Below are 26,040 nucleotides of genomic sequence, written 5' to 3'. Positions count from 1 at the left end.
TATAAATTAGATTATGATAGTCGATATTCTCCATATTGACCAGAAAAGAACCATGAATTCTAGTAAAATTCCAAGTGTTCTTTTCCTAGTTTTTTGAAATTCTTTTACTAAATAGCCAACAGCACAAATTGCTAGAAGAATGAAAAGAAAAAGTTCTAGTGTAACTGGCATTTGATCTACTCCTAATCCTTTAGTTTAATTTAGTATATAACGATTATAAGATTTTTTGTGGGTAATGGTGAAAAATTAAACAAAGCTATCTCTATATGAAAAAAGGCCCTGTTGTCTCCAACAGACCCTCTTCTAAAATGGCAAAGAGTACCTCTTACCTTACTCTTTGTTTATATACTACAGAGAAGTGTTAATAAAAATCCAAGGCTGCTTATATTGAGAAATAAAGAAGAATTATTTTAAAGAATTTTATCATTGTTATAAATAAAGGAGCAGTTAGCCAAAACTAACTGCTCGGCTGGTTCTCCAAAAGGGGGAAAGGAGAAAGGTTAGGGACTTCATTAAATGAGTTATGGCCATCGCCTATCTGTATTATTGACAAAATATTAAGTTTTATTCTACCGAACCTAAAAAGAGCACCTTTAAAAAGTGCTCTTTAAGGGAAAAGTGAGATATTAAAAAGTAAATTAGGGTTTTTTACTTCGAGATAATATATGACCATTTCATCATAATGTGACGATGAATCACAAAAGAGCAGCTAGCAAAAGCTAACTGCTCGGTTCTCCAAGGGGGAACAAGGAGAAAGTAGCTTAATGGGTTGTCTATAATATTGACGGAATATTGAGTTTTATCAAAAGGGACTTATAATCTATAAATTAGATTATGATATTTGCTATTACCCATATCGCCCAGAAAAGAACTAAAAATTCTATTGAAATCCAAAGTGCTTTTTTCTCAGGTTTTTTAAATTCTTTTATTAAAGAGAAAACAGCACTAATTGCTATAAGAATGAAAAGAACGAGTCTTATTGTATCTGGCATTTTAACCACTCCTAATCTTAATTTAAATTCATTATATAATGATTTTTAAATTTTTAGATAATTATTGGTGAGAATTAAGCAAAATTTAAACAAAATAATCCTTTGAATAGAAAGAGAGGAATAACAATGGGACAAGGAAACCGTGGAATGGCATTTGAAATGCTTATCAACCTAGCGAACGAAATGTATCAAAGAGGTGGAGTGGCGCTTATAAACAAGCGTCCGACTCCTGTGAAGGTGTTAAAAAGTAAAGGTGGACGTGTGCTAAATGGATTCTATGAAGCTAAAAGTACAGTGGACTATGATGGCGTGTATAAAGGACGAGCTATTGCAATTGAAGCAAAGTCTACAGAGAATGCTACATGATTTGATTTAAAGAATATTGCGCAGCATCAATTGGATTACCTGGAGAAAGCAGAAAAGATGGGGGCAATTTGTTTTTTCCTTATTGAGTTTAGCGTGGACAAGTCAGTATTCGTGGTACCACTATCAGTCATTCATTCTTACGTAAGGATGTCGCAACAGCCAAAAGGTAAGAAATCAATTCCAAGAGCAGACTTTGATATTTATGGATACTTAGTAGAACAGACAGAACGCGCGCCAGTTGATTACTCACGATTCTTATTAATGACCAAAACTAGGGCAAAGAGTTCCACTCTTTGTTTAAGCCAATACAGCGGAAACATTCCCCTTCCGTCCCTCTAGTGTATTGGTTCAAACAAGGCGTTGAAAGAAACACATACGTCTTGATATAAATTAAAAATTCTTTATAAGAGAGTTACACTATAGCTCTCATTCGACATGTGATGCCCTAAAATCACAGGACAATCTCTACGGAGTATAAACGAGAAGAATTGCAACAAGAGTTATTAAAACTCTTACTCTTCTCCCAGTCACCGAACACAGGGTGTGTAGCCATACTAGTTGATGCGGTGGCTTGGAGAAGGTTGAGAGTACTCAGCCTTGAAATGATTGCGATATTCCCCTTTCGTGAATGTTTCTCCATCCCTTGTAATATTTTTATAAGCTGTAAAAAAGCCGTTGCTTAATTGTGGCGGTTTTTTTCTGTATAATTAAATTATTACGGTTATAGGGGAGAGAGTGGGATGAAAGCACCGATACCTATGTCAGCCACAAGATTAAAAAAACTATCGGGGAATATATAAGTATTACCTTGAAGGGGACAAAAGAAGAGTTTGGTCTCCATGGAGTCCTAGAAAGTAAGAAGGGAAAATGTAGAAATCGATATAAGGTTTGCATATTTCAAACTATAAATCGTGTAGCTCATGAGGTTTTAGTTAAAGATGGATTAATTAGAGATGATGATATATTAGTTCCTATAGCAACTGTTGAAGATATTGAATATGAGTGGGAAATACAAAGTACCGATTTAATGAGGAAATATTTTAAAACAGATATTATCAGGAATAGTGATCGAGCCGAACTTTTCACCTATACAGAACCATTTAATGCTACTTTTACTTATATAGGTAATATGTCATTGGCTGATAGCGTGGAGGAGATATCCTTTTTAAATAATGAAATTTCGAAATTTGCTAAAGAAGTTGTAAAAACATATAAAAATAAAATATAAGTGCAATTAAGCATCCAATAAGGGTGCTTTTTTCTTTGTTATATAGACATTACACATTAAAAATATTTAATAAGTCATCTAGGTATAAAGATAATCATACAATGATAGGGAAGGGTCTTTTCTAACATGTTAGTTACCTCAAAGTATATGTATCTTTTGGCGCCTGGGCGAGGGTGCTTTTTTTATTGCACATTATGATAAGGACAAGCATATATTGAAGTGTAGGACAAGTTCACTCGCTTGTATCCTATTTCAATACTCATAGAAAATCCCTTATCACATTAAGAACACCCAGTCATTGGATGCTCTTTTAAAATTATCGTATTCATATCGAAAATGTTTTCACATACAATAAGGTGAGAGTAGGCAAAAGAGTCAACGATACTCTAATAATTCGAAAGAGCGTCCATTACAGGCGCTCTTTTATTTTAAATAAAATAGACATTTGGTTTAAACGAGTATATAAATAGGAAGAATCTAATTATTTGATTCACATTTAAACCAAGGGGTACAAATTCGATGCGACGTGAAAAGGATTTGGTGAAACAATGGAAGGCGGATTTACAAGCTATTCAAGAAGAGAAAAGGCTGAAGAAGAAGGCTAAGAAAAAGAATAAGAAATATAGCATTCCTGGTAATACAGCTGACTTCATGAATGGCAAGAATACTTATCGTAAAGAGAATGGGGTATGGAAGCAAAGAAATAAGTAATGTGAGGATAAATAAATTTATAGCAATTATCGTAGGCGCTACCGTGATCTGGGTGGCGTCTTGTTTGTTGTTAAGGAAAGAAAACAGCCCAAGAAATGGACAAAGAATCCTTACTTTCTACATTTTTATATAACAGGGGGATATATATTATGTTTAACAAAAAACAAAACTCCTAAGATTTTAAGACACCCTCATAACGAGAATTTTACTTTTTTACAGTTATTTATGAAAATTTCGCTTGTTTTTTTCGTTTTTGGGGTGCTAGACCTAAAAATCCAGCAATAAGCACAGACTAAAACTTTTAGTCTACATGGAATAAATTTAATAATTTATGTTTTTTCTGAAATGTACACTAGGTGTAATATAATATATTTCTTATTAGAATTATAACAAACAGTTGTATAGATAACTAGCCTTGTTTTTTAATCAATCTATCTTTAAACTTATACATAGAGTTCCTATTTTGGAAAAGCGAACCAAAATTAGGTATTAATTAGTATTTTATATTTTATTTTTTAAACTTAAGAAATGTCTTGAGAGAATTAGGTACAAAAACTGGATATGTAACATGCGTCTAAACGACTGTATCTACAATCTCCACCTAAATGAGCATGCTATGTACTTACATAAGATCAGATTTCATACATTGAATCTAGTTTTGAAGAGCAACAAATTAATGTGGTATAGGGAAAAGGAGGATTGATGAAAGTTTTTTGTGAGTTTGCTATACAAAAAAATATTGCCAAAGACAATGAAACTATCTTTGGCAAAAACGAGTCATTAATTTTATTTCTTTTTTTCCAGTAAGGTCGCTGTCGCAAAGTAAAGTAAGGTTCCTATGATTCCAGCAAAAAATACTTTTTGCTCTGAAAACATAAAAGACATACCGTATGCTATTACGATAGAAATTGCTAGACCAACATATAATTTGTTAAACAATTTATGTGTTAAAAATCCTGCTAAAAAAGAAATAAGAATTGGTGTTCCATATAGCATAAATTCAAACATTTACAAAAACTCCCTTTTTTAAGATATTATTCAACATTTCCAATATTCTAAGTTATTTTAGAAAAGAAATCAATAGAGGAGGATTTACAAAATGAAAAAATCGTTACTTAGTATTCTTTTTGTTTTCACACTATTTATTGGAGGAAAGGCAGCCTCAGCCGATGAAAAAACGTTTGGAGATTATAATGAAATTGCAGAAAAAATGAGACAAGATGGTGCTTCGGAATCTGATATTTCAAGCGTAATTACGAAATTACAAAATGATGAGCCTCTGGATTCAGAGAAAACATCAGGCGAAGAAGTATTATTTAATTATACTGAATTAGAAATGGCTAATAATCCATTTGCAGCTACAGCGGAAAACCCGAAAAAAGTTAATCGTTACCCTGACGGTTCATATAACATTGTTGAATTAGATATTGAAAATGATGAAGAAGCTGCTACTCCTTATAGTTCTGGAAGCTTCAAAACAATTAAAGTTACAGGTAAAAATGCGCTTAGTAATGCGTCATATAGTGCTAGAGTATATTTAAACACTCATAATGGAAACAATTACATCGATAAAGTATATGGTAAAAATATTCACACTATAGCTGGTACATTCAGTGATGATAAACTTGCAATTAGTCGTAAGACTGAAAATCGTTCACAGAAGATTACAGCAAAATCAAGCTTATACTTTAAATATACAAACTATAAAAATATGTCTGCTAAAACAATTTACTTAAGAATGCATACTGGTGATAGTTTGAAAGATAGATTAGGTATCTGGGTATCTATGACTGATGGCTCAGCAAGTTATAAATAAGTCTTATTGGCTGAATTTTATTTTTAAATCATTATATAATAATGAAATAATGTTTATTGGATTTATTTCGTAACGTAAAGAAATACTTTCCTATTACTAAAAAAGAAGACATCCATTTTAAAATATAGCCAATAGAATAGACACTTGAAAAAAGTCTATTCTATTGGCTATTTCTTGTATAATAAAAGGAAAATTGGAATCGGAGAATGTCCAAAATGACAAAGAACGATTGGAATGCCATTTGTATGGGCAACTGATCGCCATTCTACTTTGTTCTTCTATCATGTTTCAAATGCGGCAATTACTTCTTATGAAAAAGAAACGAGAACTGAGTGAATATAAGGCCATATATATGATTAAAGATTACTTTTTTCTTCTTTTCCAATCGATACAAAAAGACACCCAAGAGCTATCAAAGGTGTTACTTCGCCTGTTCAATCTCCTACAGCAAAACGGGAGAAAATCTCATCGATATGAGAAGAAAACAGTCTTTGATATATTAGGTGTCATTTACAATTGTACCATGTTTGATAATCAAGCGGCTTAAATCAAAAAATTGAAACCCATTAGGATTTATTCCGTATGCAAATCTTTAAATTCCCTACACGTAGCTTTTAAAAAAAGAAACAACCTCTACTATAATTAACGTTGTATGGGCTTAGCTTGATAGCGATGTGGCGGTACCCTATACCCATCAAGTTAAAAGCTCATACCACCCCAAAAACGATAATTTTGTGTTTTGTACAGCACCTAGGTCCAGGAGGATCATTCTGTTTTACCGATCCAGATGAAAAGTTAGGTTATGCCTATGCGATGAACAAACATGGATTTGGTATGGCCAATGAATCAAGAGAACTTGCACTAAGAAAAGCCCTTATACAGTTGCTTTTGAAAAAATGAAAATACGTAAATAGTTGAAAAAATTTTTATGTTGTACGGTTTTTGGCTATGGATAGTGGAATAAATATTAAGTATTCAACAGTTCAAATAAAACGAGTCATCTTTTTATTTTAAGAAAAAAGATGACTCGTTTTATGCTAAAATTCTCTTAGTGTATATTTTCGTTAAAATGTGGGTGGACCCCCTTTTAGCAAAACCGGAGTGGAAATGATGAGTATAAACAGTTTTGTGGGATTGATAAAGGACGAATTATTAAAAGAGGTAAGCATAAGAAGTGAGGATGACTTCGAGCCTGTAGTAGTTAAAGATATTCCTAGACTTTGGAAGTGTTTAGGGATGGGTAATTATGCCGCAGTATTTATGCACAAAGAATACAAAGATTGGGTAGTGAAAATTTACGCACGAGAAGGAGAAGGAATTGAAAAAGAGTCAGAAGTATACCGAAAAATCGGAAATCATCCTTCTTATTCGAAGCTTATATATAAAGGAGAAAATTTCATAGTATTGAAACGTTTAAAAGAAATTACCTTATACGATGCTGTTCATAAGGGGATTAAAATTCCTAAGCAGGTGATCCTTGATATCAATGAAGCTTTAGAGTATGCAAGGGAACAAGGATTAACTCCTTGTGATGTTCACGGAAAAAATGTGATGATGGAAAACGGAAGGGGATATGTAGTCGATGTATCTGATTTCTTAAAAACAAAAGAAGATACTAAGTGGAGAGACCTAGAAAAGGCATATTTTAGATTTTATTTACCTGTCATTTATAAATTTCCTTTCCCTATTAAAATACCGTATTTTATATTAAACATTGTTAGACGTTCGTATAGAAAATATAAGAAGCTTAAAAAGAAATTCAAATTGTAAAAGGACCACATACTTATCTTTAGGTTAGATAAGTGAACCACTAGTAAACAAAAGGACCGTACATTTTAGAACTGTCTAATATGTACGGTCCTAATTTTATAACTTTATGAAGTAATCAGTAAGCTTTACATTTTCTTTTTCGCGCAATTACTTATTTTCTTCCTCAAACCTTGTATTCTTTTTCTCTAATTTTTCAATTCTTCTTTTAAGTAAAGCAATGACGGCATTTTGATTGTTCTCGTTTCATCTAATCCTAGGGTCCACAAATCCTTTTTATTGTTGATTTTGCAAGGAATTGATGCGTTTTTTGAGCACTGTATGGTTATACAGTATGGTTTTATTCACTCCGGCTTCTTTCTGTCACACTCTTGAAGTTAATTATATTTTTCTACGTACTAAATAAAAAGATAAGGCCCCGATAATAACAGGTGCAACGAAATCAAAGAAATGGGAAAAATTAAAAGGAAAAAGAAAAAGAAATGGTATAAGTGTATAGAGAACTGCTAGTCCTATAAATACAGGAATTCCAAATTGAAATTCTCTACATCGTTTGATTTTCCTGTATAACACTTCCCCAATTAGACAAGCTACAAGAGCCGGTATACTACCATAAGTGACGATCGTTTTAATGAATCCTAATACAACGTTCGGGTGAATAAAGCTAGGATGAGAAATATATGAAATTAAGAACCATCCAAAAATAAAAGCAAACAGACTTGCAGCATAACTAATTACAAATTTTATCAACGTAATCATCCTCACAGTTTTCTAATATTAACTCCATTGTATGACATAACGTCTCATTAACAGTAGTCAACGAGGCATATAATTTTCGTTTTTTGGGATTTGCTTTTCTTAGCTTGATAGCGATAGGGTGAGTCATAAATTGTGGGAAATCTCCATACTTCTATTAACCCGTTAGTTAAAGAAGAATTTCTTCCACAACTCTTAAGTTATTATAATATGAAAAATGAAATTCTCCTTCTGCAATTCATTCAAATTGGCCAATCATTGCATCTTTTGAATGCCCTGAAAGTGCATAAGCAAAATAATTAACATATCTTATGCAAGAAAGTTGGGCTAGTTAATCGCATATGTTTTATTGAAAGGATGTGATTGAATTATGGAAAAGCCGAATTGGGGAATTGGAGGATTAGTATTTGTTGGCTGCATGTTTCTTGGCGGAGGAGTGGGATCTATATTAGGCGATACGCATGCTGGGTGGCTAATAGGGATGGGGGCTGGATTTATTGGGATGGCTTTAACGAGACTGATCAGAAAGTAATATAATGGGGATTCTGCTCCCAGTAAATAAGGAAATATGTAAGTGATTCATGGCATAATAGCTTTATAAATTATAGTTAGAAGCTTCTCTTTTCTAAATTTCTCCATACATAGATACGATTTTTAAGTCGGAGGATCGCACCTTAGGGTGTTTTTTTTATGTTCCCTAAAAATGTCTTACCATATAATAGATTTCGTTAGATTCTGATAATCTTTTTTATAATAGAATAGATTCATTACCGTTTCAGACCTAAGTATTCATTCATAACCTAACAGTAAAAAGGGGGATGATTCAAGGTATGGCGTGTAATGATGAATTAATTTGTCAACAGTTTGCAAGAATTATAGGTGGCCAAGAAGGGTTCGCCGGTGGAAAATGTGTGGCAACAATAAATCGGGATGAAATACAAGCAACTATCTTAGGAAAACGTTTTAGAGTAACAAGTTCCTTCTCATTCGAATCACGTGATAATAAAACTGGACGAGCATTATGTTTAGGCCGGATAGCGCTATTGCAAAGAGAAGTTAATGGGTTTGTTGCTACAATTATTAAACAAGGAATAATCGTTTCGTCTATACACAATGAGTGGTTATGTGATGAGCCAAATTTAATTTACGTTAATATCGAAGACGTTGATGATCCGCTAAGCTTCGCAAGGAAAGTTAGAAAAGCGTTATGTAATTAACCAATCTATTTAGTTAAATGAGCGATATAAAAGGATCTTTAATTGAAAGATCCTTTTATACATAAGATGAAGGTTTTTCCTTGTATTTCATTAATTAAGTTTACTTGATTAGCAAACGAACGTAATTCCTGTGCACGAATCGATATAATAATTTCCGCTTTTATTGTACTGTCAGTCTTTTAGTGGAAATTAAATTTATACGACAAATTTTGACAAAGAAATACATGCATTTTTGTTATGCTATGAAAGTTATTGATTTGTAATGTATATATAGGAGGATTTTTTAATGTTAAAGAAATTGTTATTATTTGTACTTATGAGCTTGTGTGTAATGGCTTTAAGTGCTTGTAAAGGTGATGAAGAAAAATTAAAAGTAGCAGAGGAAGAGCAAAAAATAGATGAAGATAAAAAAGTAGCAGAGGAAGAAAAACGTAAGCAAGAAGAGCAACAAAGAGTAGAAGAAGAGAAGCGTAAACAAGAAGAGCAGCAAAGAGCAGAAGAAGAGAAGCGTAAACAAGAAGAGCAACAAAGAGCAGAAGAAGAGAAGCGTAAACAAGAAGAGCAGCAAAGAGCAGAAGAAGAGAAGCGTAAACAAGAAGAGCAGCAAAGAGTAGAAGAAGAGAAGCGTAAGCAAGAAGAGCAGCAAAGAGTAGAAGAAAAACGTAAACAACAAGAGCAGAAGACTCAGCAACAACAGTCTATACAACAAGAGAGAACACAAAAACAAGAAAAAACAACACAAGCAACAGGTGGGAAACCAACAAGATCACAAATTTCAGTTGGTTCACATGTAGTTATTCAATTAGATAATGACTATAGTAAAACTGTAAGTGGTGTTGTGAAAGACATTTTAACACATAGTGAAACACATACATACGGTATTAAAGTTCGATTACAAGATGGACAAATTGGCCGTGTTCAAAGTGTTAACTAGTGAAAAAAGATTTGACTACTTTTCAAATAAATAAAAACTACAAAAAAACGGTTCTTTCGTAAAGGAACCGTTTTTTTTGTAACGTTTTGCTTAGCGTACGAAATTTGCGTTTTGTTGGTGGAGCCACACCTCTATCAAGTTATCCGATATAGGGTAATAGATGTTTTTATAATTTGAAAGCCGAGGAAACGAACTTGGAGGGAGTATTGGAAGCATGTTTGAGAAGATGAAATCAAAGGAAAAGGAAATGTTTTTTAAGCCGGGGCCATGGACCTATCTTCCCGTTCTAATGAACTAAAAGAAGAACTTCCCCATACCGATTAGACTACTAATCATTCCTATTCCATTCATGCTGCTTTTTCCTACTGAAAGTAAGTTTCCAAGCATACCTGGCTGACCGATTCCTCCGTTATTCCCCCATCCCATGGGATTTACCTGTCCTCCCCACCCTGGAGGGTTTCCGAAAGCACCCCAGTTATTGGCATTAAAATTAAAAGGCTTGACTGGCGGCGATAGTAAAGCGGCAAGATGACCTTGTGGGAACATCCCTGCATGATTGAATGGTTGGGGCCATACAGGTTTTTGAAAATTAAAGCCTGCATGGCCTGGTAATGGAGCCCAATGAGCAGGATGACCTTGGGGCATCATCGCTGCATAATGGATGGGCTGCTCCCAAGAGAAGGGAGGGGGCTCGGGATTGAAACCCGTATAATTGGCTGGTGAATCCCAACCAAATGGATAGACTCGACAACTCCAATTCTCAGGAATCTTCAGACCATCCATTCCCTCCGCTTTAGTTGTTTGAGGCTGTGAATATAATGATGACATTGAAATTTGGTTATTATATTGCTCCCCGTTTCCCTCTAAATTCAAATACCAATATTGGTGCATAAGCTTATTCCCCCCACTTTAAAAATGTAATGTTAGACTTAGCCTATGTAATATTCCTTTTTATGGATGGTTACATAACTAGATTTACAAGCCCGTATTTAAATGTTTATAAAGGTTTAATCAATAAAAAAATTTTAAAATGTTATGTTGAGCAAGTAGAATTGCTAAAAAGAGAATATCCATTCGAAGAGTTTGGCAAAATACTGCAAGAACAGTGTATTTTTGTGCAGATATGCAAATGATTTAAACGAATCAATGGAATTTATAATGAAGGGGCAAATAAATATATGAGTGAGACATTACATAAAAGAAAACCACCATATTTAATGCTTGTAATCCTTTTTATTGGCGCATTTGTTTCATTTCTAAATAACTCGCTTTTAAATGTAGCCTTGCCATCAATAATGAAGGATTTAGATATTAAAGATTTTTCAACAATCCAGTGGCTTTCTACAGGGTATATGCTTGTAAGTGGTATATTAATTCCAGCATCAGCATTTTTAATAACCCGTTTCTCCAATAGGAGCTTATTTATTACATCTATGGTGATTTTTATTCTTGGTACGGCCTTAGCGGCTGTAGCACCGAACTTTGGTTTATTACTTACTGGCCGGATGATCCAAGCAGCAGGTTCTTCAGTCATGGGGCCTTTGTTAATGAATATTATGCTGGTAAGCTTTCCAAGAGAAAAAAGGGGAACAGCAATGGGGATTTTTGGATTAGTTATGATTACAGCTCCTGCAATTGGACCGACACTATCAGGTTATATTGTAGAGTATTATGACTGGCGTTTGCTTTTTGAAATGATTTTACCGTTAGCAATCATTAGCTTACTGCTGGGGATTTGGAAATCGGAGAATGTCATGAGACAAAACAAAAATGCAAAACTTGATTATCTCTCATTACTATTATCTTCTGTCGGTTTTGGCGGTTTGTTATATGGATTCAGTTCTGCAAGCTCCGATGGCTGGACGAATAAAGTTGTCTTAACAACCTTAACCATAGGCGCTATTGCCCTAATTGCTTTCATTATCCGTCAATTAAAAATGAATGAACCATTATTGGATTTACGTGTTTACAAGTACCCAATGTTTGCACTTGCGTCTGTAATTGCAATTGTCAACGCAGTGGCCATGTTTTCGGGTATGATTTTAACACCAGCTTATGTACAAAATGTCCGTGGTATTTCACCGCTAAGCTCTGGGCTGATGATGCTTCCAGGTGCGGTAATAATGGGAGTTATGTCACCCATTACAGGTAAACTATTTGATAAATATGGTCCTCGAATTCTTGGTATAGTAGGACTTTCCATTACAGCTGTTTCAACTTATATGCTGGCAAACCTGCAAATCGACTCTAGTCACACACATATTATTCTTATTTATACGCTGCGGATGTTTGGGATGGCGATGGTGATGATGCCACTTATGACAAATGGCCTTAATCAATTGCCAACTCGCTTAAATCCGCACGGTACAGCTGTTAATAATACGGCTCAACAAGTGTCCGGTTCGATTGGTACTGCTATTCTTGTTACGATTATGAATTCTGTAACAAAAACAAAAGCTGAAAGTCTAATGGCTGATGTAGATCCAGCAACCTTCACAGAAGCTACGAAGGCAATATTAACGCAGAAGGCTTTATTATCCGGAATTCAATATTCATTCTATGTAGCGCTTGGCATGAATATTGTTGCACTACTGTTAGTTTTTTTCGTTAAACGTGTAGATACAAGCGCGGAAGCTATTGAGAGGTTAAATCGGTAGAATGAAACATAACTTTAGATAATGATTTCTACAAGTTTTTTGCTGTTTAGTTAGACTGTGAAGAAATGCAAATTTCTACTGCTAAGGCGCTAGTATTTAAAGCTGGAAAAGAAACAGTGAAATAATTATATAGTAAAAAGGATCTGATATTCATATCAGATCCTTTTTCATTAACGACACAGTATATTTGCTTATCGTATTTGTTTGGATTGACATTAGAAACTACTGGTTTTCCCAATACTACAATTTTTAGCTCTTAATTTTTGATAAACATTATAATAATACGCTTCATTTTAATTTAGTATTTTTTTCTGCAAGTTATAAATCCAATATCAACCAACAACTTAGATTACCAACCTTATAAGCAATATCATAATCGTGAATAGTTAGGGAAAAGATAAAATAAGGTAATCAATTACATATCTTTATCCCAGGCGATTCATTGCTATCTTCTTTTTATTGAATGGGATATTTTATTTCATGCTTTTTTGAAAGGGTGTTTTTAATGGATAAAAAAGTATCTGCCATTCCTCAGCCGAAAACATATGGACCGCTGGGTAATCTCCCATTAATCAATAAAGATAAACCGACTCTATCGTTTATTAAGCTGGCGGAAGAGTATGGTCCCATTTTTCAAATTCAAACTTTAAGTGATACCATCATTGTCGTTTCTGGACATGAACTGGTAGCAGAAGTCTGTGACGAAACACGGTTCGATAAAAGTATAGAGGGTGCTTTAGCAAAGGTTCGTGCCTTTGCTGGTGACGGATTATTTACAAGCGAGACTCACGAGCCGAACTGGAAAAAAGCTCATAATATTTTGATGCCTACATTTAGCCAACGGGCAATGAAAGACTATCATGCCATGATGGTCGATATTGCTGTACAACTCGTTCAAAAATGGGCACGGCTTAATCCGAATGAAAACGTAGATGTTCCGGAGGATATGACTCGCCTTACATTAGATACAATTGGTCTGTGTGGTTTTAATTACCGATTTAATAGCTTTTATCGTGAGACCCCTCATCCTTTTATTACTAGCATGAGCCGTGCTCTAGATGAGGCGATGCACCAATTGCAGCGGCTGGATATAGAAGACAAACTTATGTGGAGAACGAAACGTCAATTTCAGCATGATATTCAATCTATGTTTTCTTTAGTAGATAATATTATTGCTGAACGTAAAAGTAATGGGAATCAGGAAGAAAATGATTTACTTTCCCGTATGTTAAATGTGCAGGATCCGGAAACTGGTGAAAAATTAGATGATGAAAATATTCGTTTTCAAATTATTACCTTTTTAATAGCTGGGCATGAGACAACAAGTGGATTGTTATCTTTTGCAATCTATTTTTTATTAAAGAATCCAGATAAATTGAAAAAAGCCTATGAAGAAGTGGATCGGGTTTTAACAGATCCCACTCCAACATACCAACAAGTTATGAAACTAAAGTATATACGGATGGTTTTAAATGAATCGCTACGTCTATGGCCTACTGCTCCAGCATTCAGTCTCTATGCAAAAGAAGATACAGTAATTGGTGGTAAATACCCAATTAAGAAAGGAGAAGATCGTATTTCTGTTCTTATTCCTCAGCTACATAGGGATAAAGATGCGTGGGGAGACAATGTGGAAGAATTCCAACCTGAACGATTTGAAGAGATGGATAAGGTTCCTCATCATGCTTATAAGCCATTTGGAAATGGTCAGAGAGCATGTATCGGTATGCAGTTTGCACTTCATGAAGCCACACTCGTAATGGGAATGCTTCTTCAACATTTTGAATTCATTGATTATGAAGACTATCAGCTGGACGTAAAACAAACATTAACGCTAAAGCCTGGTGATTTTAAAATTAGGATTCTACCCCGAAATCAAACTATCAGTCATACTACTGTTCTTGCGCCTACAGAGGAGAAACTGAAAAACCATGAAATCAAGCAGCAAGTTCAGAAGACTCCTTCTATTATTGGGGCAGATAATCTTTCGCTGCTTGTTCTGTATGGCTCGGATACCGGGGTAGCAGAAGGTATTGCAAGAGAACTAGCAGATACAGCTAGTTTAGAAGGTGTTCAAACGGAAGTGGTAGCTCTTAACGATCGAATTGGAAGTCTGCCAAAAGAAGGGGCGGTTCTTATTGTAACTTCTTCTTATAATGGAAAGCCGCCAAGTAATGCAGGACAGTTTGTGCAGTGGTTGGAGGAATTAAAACCGGATGAGCTAAAAGGTGTTCAATACGCAGTTTTTGGTTGTGGAGATCATAATTGGGCTAGTACTTATCAGCGAATTCCAAGATACATTGATGAGCAAATGGCTCAAAAAGGAGCAACAAGATTTTCTACACGTGGAGAAGCGGATGCAAGTGGTGATTTCGAGGAACAGCTCGAGCAATGGAAACAAAGTATGTGGTCTGATGCGATGAAGGCATTTGGATTGGAATTTAACAAAAACATTGAGAAAGAGCGCAGTACTTTGAGTCTGCAATTTGTCAGCCGTGTTGGAGGATCTCCTCTTGCGCGAACATATGAAGCAGTTTATGCATCTATATTAGAAAATCGTGAACTTCAATCATCTAGCAGTGAAAGAAGCACGCGACATATTGAGATATCTTTGCCAGAAGGCGCTACGTATCAAGAAGGTGACCACCTTGGGGTGCTGCCAATTAATAGTGAGAAAAATGTCAACCGAATTTTAAAACGCTTTGGATTAAATGGGAAGGATCAAGTCATACTGAGTGCAAGTGGACGCAGTGTAAATCACATACCTTTAGACAGTCCTGTTAGTTTATATAACCTTCTTAGTTATAGTGTTGAAGTTCAAGAAGCAGCCACTCGAGCACAAATACGAGAAATGGTGATATTCACAGCATGCCCTCCTCATAAAAAGGAATTGGAATCATTATTGGAAGACGGAGTTTATCATGAACAAATATTAAAGAAACGTGTTTCAATGTTGGATCTTCTTGAAAAGTATGAGGCTTGTGAAATTCGATTTGAACGCTTTTTAGAACTTCTTCCGGCGCTCAAACCGCGTTACTATTCTATTTCAAGCTCTCCACTCGTTGCACAGGATCGTCTGAGTATTACGGTTGGTGTTGTTCATGCGCCTGCATGGAGTGGGGAAGGGACATATGAAGGAGTCGCTTCTAATTATTTAGCTCAGCGTCATAATAAAGATGAGATTATTTGTTTCATTCGAACGCCACAATCAAACTTTCAATTACCTGAAAATCCAGAAACACCAATTATCATGGTTGGACCAGGTACTGGAATTGCACCATTCCGTGGATTCTTACAAGCGCGTCGCGTTCAAAAGCAAAAAGGTATGAACTTAGGACAAGCACATCTATACTTTGGGTGTCGTCATCCTGAAAAGGATTATCTCTATCGTACAGAACTAGAAAATGATGAAAGAGATGGATTAATCTCTTTACACACAGCTTTTTCTCGCTTAGAAGGACATCCTAAAACATATGTACAGCATTTAATAAAACAAGATAGAATGAATTTAATTTCGTTATTAGATAATGGGGCTCATCTTTATATATGTGGTGATGGAAGTAAAATGGCTCCTGACGTAGAAGATACCCTTTGTCAAGCATATCAAGAAATTCATGAAGTTAGTGAACAAGAAGCAAGGAATTGGTTGGAACATGTGCAAGATGAAGGGCGATATGGAAAAGATGTTTGGGCTGGTATATGAATTTTTCTTAATTAGATAAGCAATATGTAACGAATGAACTTCTTTCGAATAAGTGAATAACTCATTTATAAAAATCCCGTATTTTTATTAAATACGGGATTTCCTTATTTTTAATAAGCTGGACTGATACTGTAGAAAAATAATAAGTAATTCATTTGACAATTAAAATGACCTAATTTAATATATATGTCATAGCATATATATAGTGAAACAAACAAATTCACTGTGAAGAATTGACTGGTATGCTATATCCTTTTATATCTTAATTTATAGAGGTGATATATGAACTTACATGATTTAATAGGCTATCTTGTTCATCGTACGGATGTGAAAATGACCAATTATTTTACGAAGAAATTAAAGCCTTTTGGAGTTACGCCAGAGCAGTGGGGGATTATTAGTGTTCTTTGTAGCCAAAGGGCCACTACTCAAAAAGAGTTAGCAGAAGCTATTGATAAAGATCAAACTACTGTCGTAAGAATGATACAGTCAATGGAGAGAAAAGGGATTGTAAAGAAGGCTTTGAATGACCAAGATAGGCGTTCACACAACCTTTTTTTAACTGAAAAAGGTGACGAGTTAAAGAAAACAATCTTGCCTGTAGTGACAGACGCTCACCATTTCGTTACGAGTAATTTGAGCGAGGAAGAGATTAAAGTATTACAATCGTTATTAAACAAATTGTATGATACACGTTATTAATAGTTGTTCCTTATTGATGCTATGCTATTTATAAGGAACAAACTTTGTTTTAGGTATTATATATGCTATAGCATGTAATTTTGTTTGTTTCGAGGAATGGTGGAGATAGCTTTATTTTGTATGTTATCTGATTCAGGATTACTTTTTTTGCCTAGTACCAGTCAAATTTTTGTATTATATATGCTGCAGCATATAAATTTATCAAATAAATAAGAAAGATGTGATTGCTATTTTAATATTAATCAATGTAGTAAAAGTTGTATTGTTTCTGTTCTTTATAATGACAGGTACGAAAATTATATCTGGGAAAATGGCAGATGAGTTCAAACGATTTGGTTTACCTTCGTTTTTTAATTCCTTAACTGGGGCTTTTGAGATTGTAGGAGCGATTGGAATGTTGATAGGAATTTGGTTCCCAATGGCGGCTTTATGGGCAGGATTGTTGTTAGGCGGCACGATGCTTGCAGCTGCATTAACTCTTATTGTATTAGCGAAAGATCCCTTTAAGAAAGCGATACCTGCACTTGTTTTGTTTGTCCTTAGTTTAGGGATCAGTTTGTATCATATTTTTTTAACATAACTGAAAACTGTTAAACTTTATGCGTTCAAGGTGATATCGTTTTGTAATTATTTTATAGATAGGGAGTGTGAAAACGTATGAATGAGTTATTATTTTTCAAAGTCTTAGCGTTTCTTGCTATATTGACAACAAGTATTGTTGCTGGAACCGTTTTTGCATACTCTAATTCTGTCATGCCTGGTCTGCGTAATTCGGATGATCGTACTTTCGTTCTTTCGGTTAGACACTTTACCTCATCAGTGGCTAATCCGATTTTTCTCTTTATTTCAAACGGAGCTCTTATAGCGCAGATCGGTTTTGTTGTATTAGCCGTTTACCTACAGCAATTTGATAAAGTCATTTTAGGATTAATCGCAGTGATTAGTTATGTTGCCACTCTACTAATCACTTTCACAGGAAATCTTCCGATGAATAGAGCGATTCTCTCAGCTGAACTACCTGTAAGAGATTCTGGATGGGATGAACTCAGAGTCGAATTTGAATCCCGTTGGACGTTGCTGAATCACACGCGTACCTTAACGTGCATTTTGAGTGTGTCGGCACTACTCATAGCGTGGCTTATTAATTAGTAGTATGAATGTATTTAGGTGAAAAATAATAAACCGAACAATTCTTAAGGAATGTGTCATTGGAAAATAACTTGTCGTTCCAGATTTCACTAGATAAACACCTGCTTACTTTCATGTGGAGAAAAATGGACCATTACTATATTAGCAGAGACAAACAATTCCATTTGGTCGTTCAATATCGACAGAGTATAGAAAAATTGTTCAATATAGGCAAGAATCTCAAGTCTAAATAGAACTCTTTAATTTTTAAATACAATAAAGAATAGGGAAAGTCTCAAACTAGTGCTTGAATAATATTAGCAATAGGAACTTAGACATTACTATTATTCAAATCATAATTAGTAAAAGAATGGGAAGAGTTTTTTATACAAAGGAATTCCGGGTGAACTTTATATTGAAAATAGGAGTGAGTAAAGATGGCATATTTATTACAGGTTGATTTTCCTTTTGAAGGTCCATTTGGTGAAGAAATGGAAAAAGGATTTTGGAATTTAGCAAAAAGTATTAACGAAGAAGAAGGATTCCACTGGAAAATATGGACAGAGAATCAAGAAACGAAAGAAGCTGGAGGCATTTATGTATTTGAGGAAAAACAAGATGCTGAAAAATACGCTGAAATGCACAAGAACAGACTTGAAGCAGCAGGTGTTAAAGAGATTAGAGTAAGAATTTTTAACATTAATGAAAAGTTAACAGAACTGAATCGTGGGTATATTAAATAATTCCGACAGTCGGAGCAAGCTTAAAAAGAAGGGGGATAATCCCCTTCTTTTTTGAATTCTTAAATTGAAGGTGAGGGGGATTTCGCACAAAAAAATCCCTATATAGATAGAGATTCACGTATCGGCATATAGTCCTTGAAAAAGGATGTATGAAGTGTAACATTTGAGAGTTTTTGAATTTGTGAAATTGATGTGAAAGTACTTTTAAAAAATTGTATTGAAATAGTGACTTGTAAATGGGTACGCCCCTTACTGGGAGGTAAGGGGCACAGGAAATGCAAATTTATTTGTAATTTGCTAAGTTTATTGTAGCATATATACCTGTCTATATATGTTACAAAAATATGAACAAATCTATCATTTAGTAACTAGTGGGAGTGCAGATTGTATGGCCTAAGCTGTTTTTAAAGGATTATAACAGAGAAAATACAAGAAAAGACCTGAAATAGGTTCGTTTTTGTTATTCTTTTGGAGAATAATAAATAATGTTGTTTCTCGCGTATCGATACGGGACAAATAAAAGGAATATCTCATCGCTATCCTTTCCTATGAAGCTATGGAAGAGTACATTAGAAAGAACAAATTAAGCCTGTAATATGCTATATAAAAAAGTCGATTCTTAGAAACTCGACTTTTTCTTTGCCTTCTAATTGTATAAAGTTCTACAAAATTGATTTAGCGTATATCTCCACTTAAATGTAAATAAAAGTAAGAAAGAAAGCCGGTTTTTTGTTCTTTAGTATACAGAAAATCGGCTTTCTTACGCATTGCTTAATTTTTCAAACGTATTTGTATTTGATTGTCGGTTAAACGATGGGTCATGACACGTATTATTACAATTTAGTAAGATTATTTTCCAATTTGTAAGGGGACAGTCATGTAATTAAACATAAATAACGTATATCTTTAAGATGTTAAACGCCTATACACTGAAGCATGTAGTTTTTTTGTAGGTGGATTAAACCATTCACAAGTAATTCTGATTGAAAACGGCTAAAAGTGAAGCTACTTGAATTAGGTTGTTTTAGACCATGTTCCCTACAATGCAGTTGCTTTCAGCGTGCTAAAGCTCAGTGTGGAAAATAAAAAAAGGAGCTGATAAAAATAAAAACATTAAGTCTGTTTCTAATAGTTAATAAATCTTTTATTGGTAGGGATATTTAAATTTACAGAGGCACATTTTTATTTTTGTAAAATAACCTTTAAGTGTATTAGGAGATTCCAAATGAATAAATTAAATGCGTATATAAGAATAGATACAATGGATTACTTACGAGGATTTGCCTTGTTGGGAGTCCTTCTTGTGAATAGTTATCAGGTTATGAATAATGTAGGTGTTAATAATGAATTCCATGATGAATTATATTCAATTTTTAACAGAAAATTTTACCCTATCCTATTCTTCTTATTTGGATTTGGTAGTTATCTTTTTATGAATCGATCCAAACAAAAAACAAAAAATAGATACCTTTTATTTTTACGAAGAATAGGATTTTTATTTGTACTAGGACTTATCCATATATTTTATGCACCATCTGGGATTAACGATGTGTTAATGGTGTATGCTGTACTTGGCCTATTTATTGCTATGTTTTTTAAATGTAAAAAATGGAATAACTTAATTGTAACGATTACACTAATTGTTTTATCTATAGTTACAGCATTTTGTCAACCTGTTTATGGTGAAAGGATAGTATGGCTAGAATTACTCTCAAACATAAGTAATTGGTTATCATTGATGATGCTAGGGTTTACGATGGGGCAATTTAAATTTTTTGAAAATATCTATGGGAAATTAAAGTATATTTCGATTTTCTTAATAGTTACTATTTTTGCTTATCTATCTCTATTTTATATTCAAAAGTTAATTGTCATTACTCCTGCAGGCCATGAAATATTAGAAGATTATATAGTTTCTTCAATGATTATTAGCTTTCTTCTAATTATTTTACAATGGGATAAAGCTAAAGTAATATTTTCTCCAATAAAATATTATGGACAAATGTCTTTAACAAATTATCTGGCACAAAGTGTCTTACTAATTGTTTTTAGTCTCATCATTGGTAGTGTACCTATTAATTCATTAATTATCTGCTTCATTATCCATACTATTCTAATTGTTTTTAGCATAATGTGGTTAAGGTCTTTTAATATGGGACCTGTTGAATTGTTGTTACGGTACTTCACTTATTGGGGTAAAATTCCAAATAAGAAATAATTATTAAAGAAAGTTTTAATGAAGGAACCTCTTTATAATGAAATTTTAAAGTCAATTTTCTTAACGTACGACACGTTATTGAGCTGTTACAACAAAGAGTTTTTTTCAGCAAACGGTTAGCAGCGAATGGATTTTGAATACGCTGTATGCCCTGCTTTTCCATACCTGGGAACAGGTACATGAAGGAAATGTGGCTAAAAAATCTGCTGCAGAGCTTGTTTTAAATACATTTTATTATGGTTTCAAAGCTAAGGATGAGTTGAGAAAGGAGTGAACTGATACAAATTCATGATAATTAACATCAATAATTATAAAAAGCGAAAAGGAGTAATGGCGGATGAATCAAATCTCTATTGTAAAGGCTGATCATCAATCCATGGTCGGTGCCAAGCTAAATGTAATGGCATTGGAATACATGGCGTTTCCACTTGCAGGATCTGAGGAGAAGAACACAGTCGAAGAGACATTTTGTAAGCTATGGCGGCAGGAGAACAACCGTTTTAGTCATCAATACGCTTATGAAGCTCAAATGGACGGGAAAACTTTAGGGATGATTACTTGCTATCCCATCCCCGTTTTAAATCGTCTTGCCTGGCCCACTTTTAAACAGCTGCTTTCATTCCGCAAGTTGGGTTTTGTTTTTTATAACATTCTGAATATCAAAATGCTTTATTCCATGGTTACCTCGAAGGAGGGAGAAGAGGACGAGTTTCACATCGGAACAATCGCTTTATTGCCCGAAAGTCGAGGACTGGGGATAGGTACCAGACTACTTGAGTTTGCTGAGGAACAGGCTACCCTGCAAGGCTTTGCCAAATGTTCTCTGACGGTAAAGAAAGAAAACAAACTTGCCATTAAATTGTATCAGAGGAGAGGCTATCAGATTACAGGTGAAATAAATAAACCAACGTTATCGATGTACAGAATGGCCAAAAACGTAGAACCTTACAACCGCTTATAAAAAAGTTGTACCGTATTAGGGGTGGTAGTGCCAGGGAGACCGCCACATCGCCATCAACCTAAGAGTACCTACTACATATTATTGTTATAAATATTATCCTGCCTAGATTAATAAGAAGAGATGAAAAAAACACGCTAAGCAAAAAATAAAGGAAGCTACCCATATGGACAGCTTCCTTACATAATTATCGTTATTAGCAGTAGGGACTTAATGTATTTAATGATTTTCAAAAACAAAATCCAATTCGTATATTTAGAATATAATGAAAAATCGTTATAATATATTAGAGGTCTATATGGCGTGGAGTTATTGTTAAACATTCAAATAGTATTTTCACAGTAAATCCAAGCTGAAAAAAGAGATTTAATATGTTAAATGGTTTTGGAATTCCAGGAACTATTATTACTGTTTTAACTTTAATTGGATTAGTATTTTTATTTAGAGAATTGTTTAGGAAAAATCAATAAAATAACATTTGATTTAAATAAGAAAGGAGGGGGGTATGTTGAAACAAGGATGGAGTAAGTGTAAATCCCCTAAAGACTGTTTACGAAAATCTTTAGACTTTATTTTTAGCGAAGTCATATGGGATTCTATTTTCAAAGTTTTCCTTAAACTGTTATGGGCATTTAAAGGTATGGCAAAAGGTTTGAAACGCCTAATAGATAGCATATTTACATAATAGGGTAGCATCCCATTAAGAAAAGAAATAGGAGAGAATATCCTATTTCTTTTTATTTCTATAATAAAATATAACTGCTAAATCTAAAGTAATGATAATAATTAGAAGTAATACTTCTATAAGTGCGTCAGTTTTCCAGTGTTGCAAAGACTTTATAAAGAAATCCCATTCTGTTTCATAGGGAGGCTCTGACCAATTTCGTTGCATTCCTAACACTATTCCATTTATGAAATAGATAATGCTTAATAGAATTCTTCCAACAAATAAAGCAGCTACTTTTATATTCCACTTCTTTATCAGGATTATATAAAGAAGTGGAAATAGTATAAGTACCCAAAAAACGATAATAAAAACTGTATTCATCAGTTTCTACTCCTTATGTGGATTATAAAGTTATTATCCTGCTATTTGTGGGTTGATTAAAGCTTCACTTTACCCTGCTATTTGCCGGGCAGTAAGACCCCACTTCAAAATTCAGCGAAAGAAAAGAAGTTAGGTGGGGGATCAACTGCCTGTAAATGCCCGATTGGTGAGGGCTAATAATCAGTGGGGGATGAAGAAAACCCTCACGGATTAAAGTTTCACTTTATCTCTCCGTTTCAAAAAACTCAATCCATTCTCCATCAGGACCAGCGAAGAATATGTAACGTGTTCCATCTGGTAATATTTCAATTTCTTCTCCCAGTAAAAAAGTTATTTCGTGTTTCTTTAGTCTTTCGATTTCCTCTTCTAATGAATCCACTTTAAAGCAAATATGATGTATTTTTCCTTCTGCCGGAAGAGAAGAGTTGTAACCTTCAATGAGTTCCAGTATCGTTTCCTTCGATTCTTCTACACCTAAAAAAGCGAGTTGTAAGTCTGGATTCGGGTGCCCCATACGTTTAATGAGCTGTAAGCCGACTACTTCTTCATAAAATGAAATAGATGTTTCTAAGTTTGCAACCATCAGTCCAACGTGTTCGATTCTTCTAACTGGCATGTAGATTCCTTCTTTCTGAAAATTATATACAATATATTATTGAAAATTAAGAAAATAAGCAAGATAAAAACCTTACAAATTTTAGCGTGTTATATGGTATAGTGAGAAAGTATGTTTGGGGAGACGGAAGGAGATTATACGATGAATACACCTACTCAAACTCCTTCATTATCGGCAACGATGAAAGAGTGGCATTATGCATTAGCGTATGAAATTAAACATTGGAAAACGATAGGTGGTAGTAAAATTTCTATCATAAACGGTCGTTTTTTATATACAGATTATGAAAGTACAGTATACGTATTTCAGCTTATTTCGGAAGTAAGCTTACCTGAAGGTTCACCAATTCGAATTGAATTTGATGGTGAGGAAGCGACAGGGGAAGTATTATCTGTACACGGATTAGAAATAGAACTGAAATTAAACGATTATATACAAGGTGAAATACGAGAAGCTATTTTATACAGTGAACCGTGGCAATTGTTAGAGCAACTACAAGAGCGATTGAAAGAGGCACATAAAGATAAGCTGAAACGTAATCGTATAAAGCGTCTTGTTGATGGGACGAGCAGTCCGAAGCATATTGAGAAGATGAAAAATCCGAAAAATGAATTGGCATATCGTTCATTTTACAATCCGACAACGTACGTATGGGGACCTCCGGGCACAGGGAAGTCTTACAATTTATCACGTATTATTTCGGCTCATTATCAAAAAGGAAAATCGGTACTTGTGTTAGCTCATAGTAACGCAGCAGTGGACGTATTAATGAGTGAAGTAACGAAGCAAATTGAGAAGAAAAAGAAATGGACGCCTGGCGAAATTGTTCGTTACGGTTATAGTCAACATGAACATATACGAAATCATGAAACGTTGCTTGCGTCGAAGTTAGTTGAAACGACGAACGGATCATGGGGAGAAGAAAGACTCTATTTAGAGGAAACACGACAAGATCTTCGTGAAAAGATTTTATCATATAAAGCGACTTCTGCTGATAAGAAGCGTATACAAGAGATTGAAAGTGATCTTCGAAAGCAAAAAGCGAAAATTAAAGAAGTAGAAAAAGAATACATTGAAAATGCGAAAGTAATCGGTGCGACTTTATCGAAATGTGCAATTGATGCGCTTATTTATGAGCGCACATTTGATTTAGTTGTCGTAGATGAAGTGAGTATGGCATATGTTCCACAAATCGCATTAGCTGCTTCTCTTGGGAAACGCATCGTCGTATGTGGTGACTTTTTACAATTACCTCCAATTGCGATGGCGAACCATGAACTCGTTCGAAAATGGCTTGGGGAAGATATGTTTTACCATGCCGGGATTGTTGAGTCTGTCAATAAATCAGAAGCACATCCGAATCTCTTTATGTTGCAGGAACAAAGACGTATGCATGCGGATATATCTAAGTTTACAAATTCATTTATTTATAAAAATAGAGTATATGATCATCCGTCTGTTTCAGAACGTAAAGAACTTGCGCAATTGCAACCATTCGCAAATGAGGCGAGTGTTTTATTTGATACGAGCTTAATGGGCGCCTTTTCGTTAAAAGACGCTGCTTCAGGTTCTCGTTTTAACATTATGTCTGGTTTAGTGGCGATGCAAATGATGTTAATCGGACTGTTAGACGGTGTTCAATCAATTGGGGTTGTTACGCCTTATAGGGCGCAGTCTCGCTTTTTATCAACGTGTATTAGAGAAATGTTGCAGAGAACGAAATATCAAAACATACCAGTATTAGCGGCAACAGTTCATAAGTTTCAAGGTTCTGAACGAGATATGATGATATTTGATACGGTTGATAGTTATCCGCAAGAACGACCTGGCGTGTTATTCTTTGATCATAAAAACCATCGCCTCATCAATGTAGCAGTAACGAGAGCGAGAGGGAAGTTCATTCAATTATCAGATTGCCATTATATGCGTAAAAACCTTTCGAGAAAACAAGCTTTGTCACAATTAACAGCTCATATAGAACGTCACGGAGATGTGTATGATCGCACGACATCAAGACAATTGTGGGAACGAAAAATTTCGAAACGTTTACGCTGGTTTATGGAAATGAATCTTGAAGAGCCAAAAGGGTTATTAAAAGATATTGTAGCCGCAAAACGAAAAATTATCATTTCACTTCCAAGTACAAGACAAGTGGATAAACGAGTATGGCAAGCGTTAATGCGTACAACTGCCCAAGTAACAGTTTATAGTGATGGACCAGTTCCACTGAAAAATGTAAAGTTACAAAGGCAAAATAAAGCGTTCCCGTTTATCGTAATTGATGATGAAATCTTTTGGGCAGGGGCACCCCTTACATCTCAAATGATGTTTGAAGGTAGTACGGAATTTCCGTACATATGTGCAAGACTACAAGCACCGGAAACAATCGGTGTATTAAAAGGGTTTTTAGATATTCGGTAAATTCGGATAGGAATTCCTTGACTTTTAGTCGGAATAAACTTAGAATAAAAAATAATTTA

The 26,040-nt window shown here is 34.5% G+C and carries 23 protein-coding genes and 3 pseudogenes; 20 read left to right on the top strand and 6 right to left on the bottom strand.

Annotated features, from left to right (window positions below; translation table 11 throughout):
* Positions 1-827 precede the first annotated feature (827 nt).
* Positions 828-992: a hypothetical protein gene (locus KZZ19_RS15485; RefSeq protein ID WP_076542666.1), complete on the bottom strand. Its 165-nt coding sequence runs from the start codon at positions 990-992 to the stop codon at positions 828-830.
* 126 nt (positions 993-1,118) lie between these two features.
* Here KZZ19_RS15485 and KZZ19_RS15480 point away from each other — a divergent pair.
* From KZZ19_RS15480 to KZZ19_RS15470, 3 genes and pseudogenes are all read left to right on the top strand, one after another.
* Positions 1,119-1,616 (top strand): annotated as a pseudogene (locus KZZ19_RS15480) (Holliday junction resolvase RecU); the annotation flags it as partial.
* A gap of 550 nt (positions 1,617-2,166) precedes the next feature.
* Positions 2,167-2,586 (top strand): hypothetical protein, encoded by a 420-nt coding sequence (locus tag KZZ19_RS15475; RefSeq protein ID WP_237982235.1) that lies wholly within the window; start codon positions 2,167-2,169, stop codon positions 2,584-2,586.
* 519 nt (positions 2,587-3,105) lie between these two features.
* Positions 3,106-3,297 carry a hypothetical protein gene (locus tag KZZ19_RS15470; RefSeq protein ID WP_348637998.1) on the top strand — a complete coding sequence of 64 codons (192 nt, stop codon included), beginning with the start codon at positions 3,106-3,108 and terminating at the stop codon, positions 3,295-3,297.
* A gap of 786 nt (positions 3,298-4,083) precedes the next feature.
* On the opposite strand, the gene KZZ19_RS15465 is transcribed toward KZZ19_RS15470, so the two are convergent.
* Positions 4,084-4,305: a hypothetical protein gene (locus KZZ19_RS15465; protein WP_237982233.1), complete on the bottom strand. Its 222-nt coding sequence runs from the start codon at positions 4,303-4,305 to the stop codon at positions 4,084-4,086.
* Between the two features lie 91 nt (positions 4,306-4,396).
* On the opposite strand from KZZ19_RS15465, the gene KZZ19_RS15460 reads away from it, so the two are divergent.
* From KZZ19_RS15460 to KZZ19_RS15450, 3 genes and pseudogenes are all read left to right on the top strand, one after another.
* On the top strand, positions 4,397-5,113 hold the full coding sequence (locus tag KZZ19_RS15460; RefSeq protein WP_237982232.1) for a hypothetical protein: 717 nt from the start codon (positions 4,397-4,399) through the stop codon (positions 5,111-5,113).
* A 220-nt stretch (positions 5,114-5,333) separates the two neighbouring features.
* Positions 5,334-5,660: pseudogene (locus KZZ19_RS15455) on the top strand (IS4 family transposase); the annotation flags it as partial.
* A 563-nt stretch (positions 5,661-6,223) separates the two neighbouring features.
* On the top strand, positions 6,224-6,883 hold the full coding sequence (locus KZZ19_RS15450; protein WP_141532572.1) for a serine/threonine protein kinase: 660 nt from the start codon (positions 6,224-6,226) through the stop codon (positions 6,881-6,883).
* A gap of 378 nt (positions 6,884-7,261) precedes the next feature.
* On the opposite strand, the gene KZZ19_RS15445 is transcribed toward KZZ19_RS15450, so the two are convergent.
* Complete coding sequence (locus tag KZZ19_RS15445) at positions 7,262-7,639, bottom strand: hypothetical protein (RefSeq protein WP_098342243.1); 378 nt, start codon at positions 7,637-7,639, stop codon at positions 7,262-7,264.
* Positions 7,640-8,006: 367 nt separating this feature from the next.
* On the opposite strand from KZZ19_RS15445, the gene KZZ19_RS15440 reads away from it, so the two are divergent.
* The 3 genes from KZZ19_RS15440 (at position 8,007) to KZZ19_RS15430 (ending at position 9,787) form a co-directional block, all read left to right on the top strand.
* Positions 8,007-8,168 carry a hypothetical protein gene (locus tag KZZ19_RS15440; RefSeq protein ID WP_170930143.1) on the top strand — a complete coding sequence of 54 codons (162 nt, stop codon included), beginning with the start codon at positions 8,007-8,009 and terminating at the stop codon, positions 8,166-8,168.
* 298 nt (positions 8,169-8,466) lie between these two features.
* Positions 8,467-8,853, top strand: coding sequence for a DUF1259 domain-containing protein (locus tag KZZ19_RS15435; protein WP_098342248.1), 387 nt, complete (start codon positions 8,467-8,469; stop codon positions 8,851-8,853).
* Between the two features lie 286 nt (positions 8,854-9,139).
* Positions 9,140-9,787: a YwbE family protein gene (locus KZZ19_RS15430; RefSeq protein ID WP_348637997.1), complete on the top strand. Its 648-nt coding sequence runs from the start codon at positions 9,140-9,142 to the stop codon at positions 9,785-9,787.
* 294 nt (positions 9,788-10,081) lie between these two features.
* Here KZZ19_RS15430 and KZZ19_RS15425 read toward each other — a convergent pair whose 3' ends face one another.
* The gene (locus KZZ19_RS15425; protein ID WP_098342242.1) at positions 10,082-10,678 is read right to left on the bottom strand and encodes a hypothetical protein; all 597 of its coding nucleotides are present in this window, start codon (positions 10,676-10,678) and stop codon (positions 10,082-10,084) included.
* A gap of 287 nt (positions 10,679-10,965) precedes the next feature.
* Between KZZ19_RS15425 and KZZ19_RS15420 the strand changes: the two genes are divergently transcribed.
* From KZZ19_RS15420 to KZZ19_RS15375, 10 genes and pseudogenes are all read left to right on the top strand, one after another.
* Positions 10,966-12,444: a DHA2 family efflux MFS transporter permease subunit gene (locus KZZ19_RS15420; protein ID WP_088096930.1), complete on the top strand. Its 1,479-nt coding sequence runs from the start codon at positions 10,966-10,968 to the stop codon at positions 12,442-12,444.
* A gap of 505 nt (positions 12,445-12,949) precedes the next feature.
* Complete coding sequence (gene cypD / locus KZZ19_RS15415) at positions 12,950-16,147, top strand: bifunctional P-450/NADPH--P450 reductase (protein WP_088096929.1); 3,198 nt, start codon at positions 12,950-12,952, stop codon at positions 16,145-16,147.
* Between the two features lie 282 nt (positions 16,148-16,429).
* Positions 16,430-16,849, top strand: a complete 420-nt coding sequence (locus tag KZZ19_RS15410; RefSeq protein WP_001048550.1) for a MarR family winged helix-turn-helix transcriptional regulator — start codon at positions 16,430-16,432, stop codon at positions 16,847-16,849.
* A 223-nt stretch (positions 16,850-17,072) separates the two neighbouring features.
* Positions 17,073-17,429 carry a DoxX family protein gene (locus KZZ19_RS15405; protein ID WP_237982238.1) on the top strand — a complete coding sequence of 119 codons (357 nt, stop codon included), beginning with the start codon at positions 17,073-17,075 and terminating at the stop codon, positions 17,427-17,429.
* Between the two features lie 77 nt (positions 17,430-17,506).
* On the top strand, positions 17,507-17,998 hold the full coding sequence (locus KZZ19_RS15400) for a DUF1772 domain-containing protein (RefSeq protein WP_237982230.1): 492 nt from the start codon (positions 17,507-17,509) through the stop codon (positions 17,996-17,998).
* Between the two features lie 416 nt (positions 17,999-18,414).
* Entirely contained in the window at positions 18,415-18,720 is a 306-nt protein-coding gene (locus tag KZZ19_RS15395; RefSeq protein WP_237982229.1) for a monooxygenase, read from the top strand.
* A gap of 1,225 nt (positions 18,721-19,945) precedes the next feature.
* Complete coding sequence (locus KZZ19_RS15390) at positions 19,946-20,938, top strand: DUF418 domain-containing protein (RefSeq protein WP_237982228.1); 993 nt, start codon at positions 19,946-19,948, stop codon at positions 20,936-20,938.
* Positions 20,939-21,003: 65 nt separating this feature from the next.
* Positions 21,004-21,212: pseudogene (locus tag KZZ19_RS15385) on the top strand (TetR/AcrR family transcriptional regulator); the annotation flags it as partial.
* 63 nt (positions 21,213-21,275) lie between these two features.
* Complete coding sequence (locus tag KZZ19_RS15380) at positions 21,276-21,899, top strand: GNAT family N-acetyltransferase (protein WP_237982227.1); 624 nt, start codon at positions 21,276-21,278, stop codon at positions 21,897-21,899.
* A 502-nt stretch (positions 21,900-22,401) separates the two neighbouring features.
* On the top strand, positions 22,402-22,581 hold the full coding sequence (locus KZZ19_RS15375; RefSeq protein ID WP_237982226.1) for a hypothetical protein: 180 nt from the start codon (positions 22,402-22,404) through the stop codon (positions 22,579-22,581).
* Between the two features lie 42 nt (positions 22,582-22,623).
* Here the strand turns inward: KZZ19_RS15375 and KZZ19_RS15370 are convergent, their stop codons facing one another.
* On the bottom strand, positions 22,624-22,944 hold the full coding sequence (locus KZZ19_RS15370) for a hypothetical protein (protein WP_237982225.1): 321 nt from the start codon (positions 22,942-22,944) through the stop codon (positions 22,624-22,626).
* Between the two features lie 223 nt (positions 22,945-23,167).
* Positions 23,168-23,560 (bottom strand): VOC family protein, encoded by a 393-nt coding sequence (locus tag KZZ19_RS15365; protein WP_237982224.1) that lies wholly within the window; start codon positions 23,558-23,560, stop codon positions 23,168-23,170.
* A 111-nt stretch (positions 23,561-23,671) separates the two neighbouring features.
* Here KZZ19_RS15365 and KZZ19_RS15360 point away from each other — a divergent pair, with 111 nt between their 5' ends.
* Positions 23,672-25,981 carry an AAA domain-containing protein gene (locus KZZ19_RS15360; RefSeq protein ID WP_237982223.1) on the top strand — a complete coding sequence of 770 codons (2,310 nt, stop codon included), beginning with the start codon at positions 23,672-23,674 and terminating at the stop codon, positions 25,979-25,981.
* Positions 25,982-26,040: the final 59 nt, after the last annotated feature.

The organism is Bacillus thuringiensis (assembly GCF_022095615.2).
In the GTDB taxonomy this organism is placed as follows: domain Bacteria; phylum Bacillota; class Bacilli; order Bacillales; family Bacillaceae_G; genus Bacillus_A; species Bacillus_A cereus_AG.
This window is presented reverse-complemented; position numbering and strand designations above follow the sequence as displayed.